Here is a 10,559-nt window from a genome sequence, read left to right on the forward strand (position 1 = left end):
GCGCGGCCGCCGTCCTGCGGAAGGCCGGTCAGGGCAGGTAGCCGATCAGGCCGGCCGGCGTGAGTCCGGCGGCTTCGGCAGCGGTGAGGGCACGTTGCAGGTCGCTCGCGAGGGTGTCGGTGAAGTGCAGGAGGATGACGTCACCGGGCTGGAGGGTGCCGCTGTGGTAGATGTTCGACCGACCCCGGCTGAAGTCGGCCGTGGCGGTGAGCACGGTGCCGATCCCGCAGTTCCAGCCGGGGACGGATTCCCGGTCGGCGAGCGGCAGGGTCGGGATCTCGAAGCCGGGGTTGGTGGCGAGGTTGACCGCGTCGGCCGCCGGGCCGTCGGTGGTGGCACGGGCGGCCCGGCGGCACCGAGGACCATGAGCGCCGAACTCGCGGCGCAGGCGGCGAGCCGCCGCAGGGCGGTGGACACGAGAGGACACCTGTGTGGGGAAGGAGAGGGGAATTCCCTGATGGGGAGGGAGGGTTCGGCATGCCGCACACGGGACGGAGCCATACATCGGACTGGACCAGGCGGTCCGTCAAGGGTTGGGCCGGCAGTCGGAGCACCTCGTCGGGTCCCCGCCACTCCTTGCCGCCTCGGCTGTCCTTGGCACCCCGGCTGCTCCGTGCCGCCCCCGCCGCCCCAGCAGTCTCGGCCGGCGCGGCAGCCGTGGACCGCCCGGTGGCTACAGCGCGTACAGCTCCTCGACGTCGGCCGCGTGCAGCTGGAGGATGGCCTGGCGGCGAAGCTTCAAGGAAGGGGTCAGCAGGCCCTGTTCGATGCTGAACTGCTCCGGCAGCAGGCGGAAGGCGCGGATCGACTCGGCACGGGAGACGGCGGTGTTGGCGGCGGCGACGGCGCGCTGGACCTCGGCGTGCAGCTCCGGGTCGGCCAGTACGGCCCGGACGTCGAGCTGTTCGCGGCCGTGGCTCTTGAGCCAGTGGGCGAGAGCGGGCGGGTCGAGGGTGACCAGGGCGGTGAGGTAGGGGCGGTTGTCGCCGACGACCAGGCACTGGGAGATCAGCGGATGGGCCCGGACGCGGTCCTCCAGGGCGGCGGGGGCGACGTTCTTGCCGCTGCTGGTGACGATCAGGTCCTTCTTGCGGCCGGTGATGCTGAGGTAGCCGTCCTCGTCGAGGCTGCCGAAGTCGCCGGTGGCCAACCAGCCCTCCCGGAGGGCCTGCCGGGTGCAGCGCGGGTGGTTGAGGTAGCCCGCGAAGACCGTGTCGCCGCGCACCCACACCTCGCCGTCGTCGGCGATCGCCACCGAGGCACCGGGCAGCGGGCGCCCGACCGTGCCCGCCTTGGTCCTGCGCGCCGGGTTGGCGGTGATCGCGGCGCTGCTCTCGGTCAGCCCGTAGCCCTCGTAGACCGTCGTGCCGATGCCCGCGAAGAAGAGGCCCAACTCCCGTCGGAGGGTGGATCCGCCGCTGATCAGGTTGCGGACCCGCCCGCCCAGGACGGCGCGCAGCCGCTGGTAGACCAGCCGGTCGTACGCGTGGTGGCGCAGGCGCAGCGCGGCGCTCGGGCCGGGGCCTTGTCCGAAGGTGCGCTGCTCCCGGGCGGCGGCCCACTGGATCGCCACGTCGCCGGCCTGGGCGAAGAGCTCGCCGCGACCGGCCTCCTCGGCGGCCTCCCGGGCCCGCTGGTGGATCCGTTCGAAGACGTACGGGACCGCGTGGAGGTAGGTGGGGCGGAAGGAGGTGAGGGCGGGCAGCAGGGTGTCGGTGGAGAGGGTGCCGTGGTGGCCGATCCGGATCGCGCCGCGCACCGCCGTGATCTGCACCATCCGGCCGTAGATGTGGGCCAGCGGCAGGAACATCAGGGTCGCGGGCGGGACTCCGCCGGTGTCCAGGAACACCTCGTGCCAGCCGGCCAGTTGGGCGTCCGCCCCGGCGGCGAGGTTGCCGTGGGTCAGCAGGCAGCCCTTGGGTCGGCCGGTGGTGCCGGAGGTGTACACGACGGTGGCGACCGCGTCGGGGGTGACGCCCAGCCGCTGGCGGTGCACCAGGCCGTCGGGCACGCTCCGGCCGTCCTCGACCAGCTCCGGCACGCAGCCCCGGTCCAACTGCCAGATGCCGGTGAGGTCGGGCAGTGCGTCGCAGACCGCACCGACCGTCATGGCGTGGTCCTCGTTCTCCACGACGCAGGCGACGGCGCGGGTCTCGGCCAGGATCCACCGCACCTGCTCGGCGGCGGAGCTGGGGTACACCGGTACCGGGATGGCGCCGATGGACCACAGCGCGTAGTCGAAGAGCGTCCACTCGTACCGGGTGCAGGACATCAGCGCGACCCGGTCGCCGTACCGGACGCCCCTGGCGAGCAGGCCCTTCGCCAGGGCGGTGACCTCGTCGCGGAACTGGACGGCGGTCACGTCCAGCCATTCGACCGGTGACCGGTCGTCCGGCGGGCCTCCGGTCGGTGCCCGGCGGGACAACTGGACCAGGCCGGGAGCGCGTTCGGCCGTGTCGTACACCGAGTCGGCCAGTCCGCCGGTGGCCGGGGCGGTGAGCGGTGGGCTGCTGAACTCGCGCACAGTGCCCCCGATCCCCGTCGTTCCCTGCGCTGATCCTGATGTCCGGCCCCGGTCCGGTCCCGGCGTCCGGTCGCGGTGCCCGTCCCCGTGTCCGGTGCCGGCCTCCGGCCCCGGTGCTCCGGCCGTCGGGCGCGTGCTCCGGCCCGCGTCCGGCCGGTCCGGCGCGCGGTCGGCTTGCGAAGCTACCCGATCGTCGCAGCGCTGCCCAGGGTTGTGACGGACCATGGTCGGAACCGGCACATGCCAGTGTTCACGGTGCCTCTCCGTCGAGCAGGACATGTCAGCCGATAACGGGCAAACCGTGATGATCGCGGCAACCGGCTCGGGACAATGGATTCGACCCTTCGAACGGATGGTCAGTGAGTAGTAAGCTCGCGCAGATCGCACATGGCCCGGCGTGCGGCCCGTACGTGGTCCGGCATGTGTCTTGACGTCCGGCATGGCGCACGCCATGACTGACGCCCCGACCGACTCCCCGACCGCAGCCGAAGTACCGCCCCTGTCCACGCCCGAGAGCCATCCCGACCGAGGACTCCATGCGTCTGCGCCGCAGTTCGATCCGCGCGAAGATCATCGCGCTGCTCATGGTGCCCATCGTCGCCCTCACCGGCCTCTGGGTCTACGCGACCCTGGTGACCACCGGCGACGTCTGGCGGCAGCTGGACGTCGTCTCCGCCTACCGTTCGTTCGGCAGCGCCACCGACCAGTACGCGCGGGACGTCCAGTCGGAGCGCCGGGCAGCCGTGCTCGTACTCGCCGCCCCCGACTCCGACCCCCTCGCGGACGCCTACCGCAAGGCGCAGGCCGTCACCGACCGGGACCTCGGGACGCTGCGCGCCAAGGCGGACGGCTCGGACGGGGAGCGACTCGACTACGGCCAGCGCAAGCGGCTCCAGGACATCCTGGCCGGAGGCGACCAACTCGTCCCGATCCGGGGGCAGGTGGCCCGCCGGGCCAACGGCTGGGCGTACGTCCTGGACCAGTACAGCGCGCTGATCGAGCCGGTCTTCAGCTTCCGTTCGGCTTTCGTGAGCCGGCAGAGCGGCCAACTGCCCCGGCAGGGGACCATCCTGACGGAGCTCATGCGGGCCCGCGAGTACCTCTCCCGGGAGGACACGGCGATGGAGGGCCTGCGGATCTCCGCCGACCCCGACGCCTCGATGCTCCAGGAGGCGCTGGACGGCCTGCACAACCAACGGGCGCTGTTCGGCGTCTACATCGACGAGCTGGACCCGCAGGACCAGGCCGGCTACCGCAACGTGCGCAGCGGCAACAACTGGATGGCCCTGGTCAGTGCGGAGGCCTTCTTCGAGGACTCGCCCGACCGCATCCAGGCGGTGAAGCGGCTGTCCGACAACTCCTGGCGCTCGGCCGCCGACCAGGCCCTGACCTCCCTCGCCGACGTCAACAACCGGCTGGACGCCGCGCTCGGCCAGCGCGCGCGCTCGTACGCGACCGACCAGCTGGTGCGCGGCGGCATCGCCGGTGCGATCGGCCTGATCGCGGTGGTGCTCTCGATCGCGATCTCGTACCGGATCGGCCGGGGGCTGGCGCACGAACTGATCGCCCTGCGCAACGCCGCCCGGGAGCTGTCCGACACCCGGCTGCCGTCCGTGATGCTCCGGCTGCGCCGGGGCGAGGCCGTGGACGTGGCGGCGGAGGCGCCCGCGCTCGACTTCGGGCCGGCAGAGATGGGCCAGGTCGGCCGGGCCTTCAACGCGGTCCAGCGCGCTGCCGTCGAGGCGGCCGTGGAACAGGCCGAGCTGCGCCGGGGCGTGTCGGCGGTCTTCGTCAACCTGGCCCGTCGCAACCAGGTGCTGCTGCACCGTCAGTTGACCCTGCTGGACGCCATGGAGCGCAGGGCGGAGAACCCCACCGAGCTGGAGGACCTGTTCCGCCTGGACCACATGACCACCAGGATGCGGCGGCACGCCGAGGGCCTGATCATCCTGGCCGGCGGCTCGCCCGGCCGGGCCTGGCGCAAGCCCGTCCGGATGGTGGACGTGGTCCGGGCGGCGGTCAGCGAGGTCGAGGACTACGCCCGGGTGGTCGTCCGGCCGTTCCCCGGCACCGGACTGCTCGGCAGCACGGTCGCGGACGTCACCCACCTGGTCGCCGAACTGGTCGAGAACGCCACGCTGTACTCGCCGCCGAACACCCAGGTCACGGTCTGGGGCGAGGTGGCGACCCACGGCTTCTGCCTGGAGATCGACGACCGGGGCCTGGGGCTGAGCGAGTCGGCCCTCGCGGACATCAACCAACGACTGGCCGAGGAGCAGGAGTTCGACCTCGCCGACACCGACCGGCTCGGCCTGTTCGTGGTCAGTCGGCTCGCCCTGCGGCACGGCATCCGGGTGCACCTGCGGCCCTCGCCCTACGGCGGCACCTCGGCCGTGGTGCTGATCCCGCGCGAGCTCCTGGCGGAGGCGCCGGACCCGGCGGGCGGGGCGAGGTCCGCCGGCGGGGGACGGGCCTCCGGGGGCAGTGGTGCGGCCGGTACACCGGGCGGCGCAGCCGGCTCGGCGGCGGGGGGCGCGCGGCGCGGTCAGCGTGAGCTGGTCGCCGTACCGGCGCTTCCCGAGGACGGCGGGCACCAGCGCAGCGCCGGGGCGCCCGTCGAGGGCGTCGAGCCGGTCCGTGCCGTCGAGCGCTTGTCCGGCGGCCCTCGCCCCTCGGTACCCGAACCCGCCCGTACGCCGGGCGGGCTGCCGCGCCGCCGCACCGGTGCCGCGAACCCGGGCGGGCCGACCCTGGTGCCCGTGGACGCGCTGCACGCGGAGGACGGCGCCGGGACCGGGCGGCACCGCCGAGTGGGTGGCCCGGCCGCGCAGGAGTCCGCCGAGGGAGGGCGTGGCGTTCGCACCGCGCCCCCGGCGCACGCCGCGCCGCCCCAGCCGGAGGCGGCGGCCGGCCAGTCCCCCGAGACCGGCCCGTCCCCTGCACGCGTTCCGTCCCCTGCACGCGTTCCGTCCCCTGCGCCCGCCGCCGTCTCCTCGGCGCCCGCTGACGGGCCGTCGGAGTCCGCCGATCGGCCTCCCGTGCAGAGTGCGCCGCCGACAGCGGCCGGCGGCCGACTGCCCCGGCGCGTACGGCAGGCCAGCCTCGCGCCCCAGCTGAAGGCCGCTGCCGCGGCGGCTGCGGCAGCCGCCGCGGCCGGAGAACCGGCGCCCGGGACGCGCGAGCCGGTGCGGGAGCGCTCGCCCGAGGAGGCCAGGGCGACCTTCGCCTCGTTCCAGCGCGGCTACAAGCGCGGCCGGGGCGACCGGATCCAGCCCGCCTCGCTGACCGTGGTGCCGAACCCGACCGCACCCGACGCGCCGGTACCGGCGGCGCTCCCGGCGCCGCAGGCCCGGCCCGCCCTGACCGCCCGGCCCGCGCCGTACGTCCCACCCGCACAGCCCGCGACACCACCCACGCGGTCCGGGTCGCCCGCGCGGTCCGGGTCACCGGAACCGTTCGCACCGTCCCAGCAGTCCGTATCACCTGCACGACAAGCTCAGCCTGCACCAACGGAAGGAACCGAATCATGACCGCAACGACACAGCCGGCCGGAGAACTCAACTGGCTCCTGGACGACCTGGTGGGACGAGTCGCGGCCCTGCGGCATGCGGTCATCCTGTCCAGCGACGGGTTGGCCACCGGCATGTCCGGCGGGCTGGAGCGTGAGGACGCCGAGCACCTCGCGGCGGTCGCGGCGGGCTTCCACAGCCTGGCCAAGGGGACCGGCCGGCACTTCCAGGTGGGTGGGGTCCGGCAGACGATGGTCGAGCTGGACGAGGCCTTCCTGTTCATCACGGCGGCGGGCGACGGAAGCTGCCTCGCCGTGCTGAGCGAGGCGGAGTCCGACGTGGGCCAGATCGCCTACGAGATGGCACTGCTGGTCAAGCGGGTCGGCGAGCACCTGTCGTCCGAGCCGCGCGCCGAGGCCACTCCGCCGGGGAGATGAGTGCGCCGATGAGCATCGAGGACACCGCACCCGAGCCGCTCGCCGTGTCGGCGGCGGAGCCGTCCGGGCTGCGTCCGCCCGAGGAGGAGCGCTGGTTCGACGACGAAGCCGGCCCGGTGGTGCGGCTGTTCTCGATGACGCGGGGCCGGGTCCGACCGGTGGAGGAGGGTCTGTTCGACCTGATTTCGCTGATCAGGGCGGTCGACGAGGTCGAACTGCCTGGCGTGGAGCACGCGTTGGAGCCGGAGCAGCACGCCATTCTGCGGCTCTGCCGCGACGAACCGCTGAGCGTAGCGGAGTTGGGCTCGTACACCGACCTGCCGGTCAGCGTGGTGCGGGTGCTGCTCGGTGATCTGCACGAGACCGGGCTGATCAGTGTCATCCGACCCGTTCCGCTCGCCCAACTCCCGGACGAGCGCCTGCTGCGAGACGTGATCAATGGCCTCCGCGCACTCTGACGTACGGTCACATGGCGGTCAGGACAGGGGCGATGGCCCACCCGGGGCCGCCGGATCCCCTTGGGGTGCGGTCGCGCTGAAGATCCTGGTGGCGGGCGGCTTCGGGGCCGGCAAGACCACGCTGGTCGGTGCGGTGAGCGAGATCCGGCCGCTGCGGACCGAGGAGCAGCTCAGCGAGCTGGGGCGCCCGGTGGACGACACCGCGGGCATCGAGGCGAAGCGCACCACCACGGTGGCGATGGACTTCGGCCGGATCGACCTGCGCCCCGGGCTCGCCCTCTACCTCTTCGGCACCCCGGGGCAGGACAGGTTCTGGTTCGTCTGGGACGAGCTCGCGCAGGGGGCACTGGGCGCGTTGGTGCTGGCCGACACCCGGCGGCTGGCCGACTGCTTCCCCTCGGTGGACTTCTTCGAGCAGCGCGGCATCCCGTTCGTGATCGCGGTGAACTGCTTCGAGGGCGCCGAGACGTACGCCCCCGAGGACGTCCGGGAGGCGCTCGACCTGGACCCGGGGGTGCCGGTGCTGCTCTGTGACGCGCGTCGCCGCGAGGACGGCAAGGAGCTGCTGATCCGGCTGGTCGAGCACGTGGCGACCCGCCGCTGACGGGCACTTCGGACCCACCGGTACGGACGGCGGGGACTCGCCGGGGGCCGGTGCTTCGGACCCGTCGGACGGCCGGAGGCCGGTGTTCACCGCACCGCTGTCCCAAATACTGGGATCACAGTCCGTATACCGGAACAATCGCCCGATCCGGGTTGCCTCGGGTGCCCTGGCCGTGGAACGCTCTTTACCGACAGGCCGCCGGGCGCCACGCCCGCACACGTCGGGCGCAGTGCCCGCACCATCCGGGGGGAGGGCAGTGCAGTGACCGCAGTACTCGGCTCCCGGTCCTTCCTCGCCCCTGCCCCGGCCGGGTCGGTGCTGACGGTCCGCCGGTACATCGACCTCGCGCTCAGCTCCAGCGCCCGCTGTCGCAGCGCCTGCCCTCCCGGTGCCGTCCGCAGCACCGACGCGTGCTGTCGCAGCACCTGCTGTCGCTGACCCCACGCATCGCACTGCACCGCACGGCATCCACACCCCGCAGTTGCTCTCTGCTCCTGCTCTCCAGCTGTTCTCACGCACCCGGCTTCCAGCCGCACCGGCAGCCTCGCCCGCGCACCCACCCCCGCACGGACGTCCGGCGTCCGGTGGCACTCTGACCACACGCACCGCACATCGACACTCTCCCGGATCGGGCGACATGAGCCGTACTCGAACACCCCGCCTGACGCTGCGCCAAGGGAACGGGCACAGCAGTCAGTTCAGCAGGTCCAACGGCGGCACGGACCGTGCCGTGGACAGCAGCGCCGGGGGTCGCTCCGATCTGGAGCCCTTCTGGCCGTCCCGGCAACCGCACCTCTTCGACCAGACGTGTCCGGGCTCGCCCCGCGCGTCCCGGCCCTCCGCCCGCTGACCCACCTCAGCTGCGGCAGTACGGTCCGGTGGACGCGCAGACGAACCCCTTCATCCGTCACGCGCGAAAAGAGCGGCACCATGTCCTCCTCCTCCACTGCCACCCTGTCCGTCCCGGCCACCACCCCGCATCTGCGGGCGGTCCGCTCCGTCCCGTCGACGGCCGAGCGGTGGCACTCCACGGCGCCCCAGCACGCCACTCCTGCCCAGTTCCCCACTCCTGCACAGCGCCCTGCGGCCCCGCAGCGACCCGCGGTTCCGCAGCACCCGGCGGCCGCGCCACACCCCGCCGCCCACCCCGCTGCGCACACCGTCGCGCCGCAGGCGCTGCTGAAGGCGCTCCCCGAGGGTGCGGCCGTCGTCGCGGCCCTGCCGCAGTCGGCGCTCCCGCAGGGCCTCCTCGCCCAGTACGGCGCGCAGTTCGGCACGACCGCCGCCGGCCAGCCGTTGGTCGGGTACCTGGTGCTGGTCCCCGTCGAGTCGGCCGACTCGCCGTCGGGGCAGTCGATCGCGGGCTCACAGGCTGTCGGGCAGGCCGCCGCCGCTTCGGGCCCGGCCGCTGCGGCCTCCCCGGGCGGACCGGTCCCCGGGGCCCGGTCTGCCCGGCCGGCCGCACGCGGCATCAGCGTCGACACCGAGCGGCGCAGCGCCTACGTGGACGGCAAGCTACTCGACCTCACCTACCTGGAGTTCGAGCTGCTGGCCCACCTCACCGAGTACCCGCAGCGGGTGCACACCCGGGACCACCTGGTGTCCGCCGTCTGGGGCTACGGCCACGTCGGCGACGGCCGGACCGTGGACGTGCACGTGGCCCGACTGCGCCGCAAGCTCGGTGCGGCCTACCGGGACAGCATCGTGACGGTCCGTCGGGTCGGCTACAAGTACACACCGGTGGCGTGACGCACCGGAGTTCGCGCACGGGCCGGCCCGCGACCGCGGCGGGCCGGCCCGCTCCGACGTCAGCCCGCTGCGCCGCGGGTCCGGGCCGCCGCCGATCCGGGCCGCCGCGGGTCCGGGCCGCGCGGTGCCCGCTGCCTGCAGCCGCCGTTCAGGCGCGCTGCTCCGGCGGCAGCAGCAGGACGCCCAGCGCGGCCGCGCAGGCCCGTGCCTGGTCAAGGGTCCGGCTCAGCTGTCCGCCCGTCAGGCGGTCCGGTGTCGACCGGGCGGTGAGCGCGAAGCGCGCCCGTGCTGAGTGGTCGAGCACGGGCACGGCCACCGTCCGCACCCCGACGGCGGACTCGCCGTCGTTCAGCGCGTACCCGGCAGCCCGGACCTTGGCCAACTCGGCCACGAGCAGGGCGGGTTCGGTGATCGTACGTGGTGTGAAGGCGGTGAGCGTTCCCAGTTCCGCCACGTCGTCCGCACGCGAGCAGGAGTCCACGTGCGCGAGTGCCTCGGTTTTGGCGTGGCTCCGCGGGCCCGGCCAGGCCAGCAGGACCTTCCCGAGCGCGGTCGAGTGCAGCGGGCGCCGCAGCCCCGGGCCGGTTCCCCGGCGGACCGAGCCGCCGACCAGGATCACGGCGTGCGGGCCGCTGCGGACCGCGAGGTCGACGACGGCTCCGGTGCGGCGGGCGAGCAGGTCCAGTTCGGGGCCGGCCAGGTGCAGCCCACGCTGGTGGAAGGCCAGTTGGCCGAGTTCGGCGACCGCCGGGCCGAGCCGGTAGCGGGCGGTCCTGGCGTCCTGTTCCAGAAAACCGGTACTGACCAGGGTGCGGGCCAGCCGGTGTGCGGTGGAGACCGACAGACCGGTACGCCGGGCCAGGTCCGAGGCGCTGTGGTCGGGGCCGTTGTCATGGAAGCAGTGCAGCAGCCCGAGCGCTCGCCGGACCGCCTGCGCCCCGGCGGGCGCGGTCTGGATGGTTGCGGCCTCGGCCATGTGCCCTCGCGTCGTCCGGATGGCTGGGAAGTCGGGGCCCGGGCCCTCTCGACTCCGCTGTGGTTCCCAGGGTATGGCAGGCTCTGCTACGGCCGTGTGTCCACAGTGTTGCAATGACACGGCTTCGATGAACAGGCACTCCCAGGATGTGGGAGACCGGGGTGCGGGGCCTGGGAGTGGTACCGGCAGCCGGGTCGAGGAGCCGACCGACGCGACCCGCCGGGGAGCGGAGACGCCGGCCGGGGCACCGGGCTGATCCGCACCGGCCCGTCCGCCCCGACTGCCGTCGGTAGCCTTGGACG

The 10,559-nt window shown here is 73.6% G+C and carries 8 protein-coding genes; 5 read left to right on the forward strand and 3 right to left on the reverse strand.

Annotation, left to right across the window (positions count from 1 at the left end):
• Positions 1–28 precede the first annotated feature (28 nt).
• Positions 29–427, reverse strand: a complete 399-nt coding sequence (locus ACFC1R_RS25875; RefSeq protein WP_375942455.1) for a hypothetical protein — start codon at positions 425–427, stop codon at positions 29–31.
• Positions 428–673: 246 nt separating this feature from the next.
• On the reverse strand, positions 674–2,524 hold the full coding sequence (locus ACFC1R_RS25880) for an AMP-dependent synthetase/ligase (protein ID WP_375942457.1): 1,851 nt from the start codon (positions 2,522–2,524) through the stop codon (positions 674–676).
• A gap of 536 nt (positions 2,525–3,060) precedes the next feature.
• Here ACFC1R_RS25880 and ACFC1R_RS25885 point away from each other — a divergent pair.
• The 5 genes from ACFC1R_RS25885 (at position 3,061) to ACFC1R_RS25905 (ending at position 9,281) form a co-directional block, all read left to right on the forward strand.
• Complete coding sequence (locus ACFC1R_RS25885) at positions 3,061–6,054, forward strand: nitrate- and nitrite sensing domain-containing protein (protein WP_375942459.1); 2,994 nt, start codon at positions 3,061–3,063, stop codon at positions 6,052–6,054.
• Positions 6,051–6,470, forward strand: coding sequence for a roadblock/LC7 domain-containing protein (locus ACFC1R_RS25890; RefSeq protein ID WP_045298245.1), 420 nt, complete (start codon positions 6,051–6,053; stop codon positions 6,468–6,470). The genes ACFC1R_RS25885 and ACFC1R_RS25890 overlap by 4 nt, the downstream gene beginning before the upstream one ends.
• 8 nt (positions 6,471–6,478) lie before the next feature.
• Entirely contained in the window at positions 6,479–6,928 is a 450-nt protein-coding gene (locus ACFC1R_RS25895) for a DUF742 domain-containing protein (RefSeq protein WP_375942461.1), read from the forward strand.
• A complete protein-coding gene (locus ACFC1R_RS25900) occupies positions 6,909–7,532 on the forward strand; it encodes an ATP/GTP-binding protein (RefSeq protein WP_375942463.1) in 624 nt (207 codons plus the stop codon). The genes ACFC1R_RS25895 and ACFC1R_RS25900 overlap by 20 nt, the downstream gene beginning before the upstream one ends.
• A 930-nt stretch (positions 7,533–8,462) precedes the next feature.
• Entirely contained in the window at positions 8,463–9,281 is an 819-nt protein-coding gene (locus ACFC1R_RS25905) for a winged helix-turn-helix domain-containing protein (RefSeq protein ID WP_375942465.1), read from the forward strand.
• A 148-nt stretch (positions 9,282–9,429) separates the two neighbouring features.
• Here the strand turns inward: ACFC1R_RS25905 and ACFC1R_RS25910 are convergent, their stop codons facing one another.
• Positions 9,430–10,257 carry an IclR family transcriptional regulator gene (locus ACFC1R_RS25910; protein WP_375942467.1) on the reverse strand — a complete coding sequence of 276 codons (828 nt, stop codon included), beginning with the start codon at positions 10,255–10,257 and terminating at the stop codon, positions 9,430–9,432.
• Positions 10,258–10,559 lie beyond the last annotated feature (302 nt).

It is taken from the genome of Kitasatospora sp. NPDC056138, assembly GCF_042264695.1.
GTDB lineage: Bacteria > Actinomycetota > Actinomycetes > Streptomycetales > Streptomycetaceae > Kitasatospora.

Coding starts and splice junctions, on each gene's coding strand:
- ACFC1R_RS25885 (WP_375942459.1), top strand. CDS start 3,061: ATGCGTCTGCGCCGCAGTTCGATCCGCGCGAAGATCATCGCGCTGCTC.
- ACFC1R_RS25890 (WP_045298245.1), top strand. CDS start 6,051: ATGACCGCAACGACACAGCCGGCCGGAGAACTCAACTGGCTCCTGGAC.
- ACFC1R_RS25895 (WP_375942461.1), top strand. CDS start 6,479: ATGAGCATCGAGGACACCGCACCCGAGCCGCTCGCCGTGTCGGCGGCG.
- ACFC1R_RS25900 (WP_375942463.1), top strand. CDS start 6,909: ATGGCCTCCGCGCACTCTGACGTACGGTCACATGGCGGTCAGGACAGG.
- ACFC1R_RS25905 (WP_375942465.1), top strand. CDS start 8,463: ATGTCCTCCTCCTCCACTGCCACCCTGTCCGTCCCGGCCACCACCCCG.
- ACFC1R_RS25910 (WP_375942467.1), bottom strand. CDS start 10,257: ATGGCCGAGGCCGCAACCATCCAGACCGCGCCCGCCGGGGCGCAGGCG.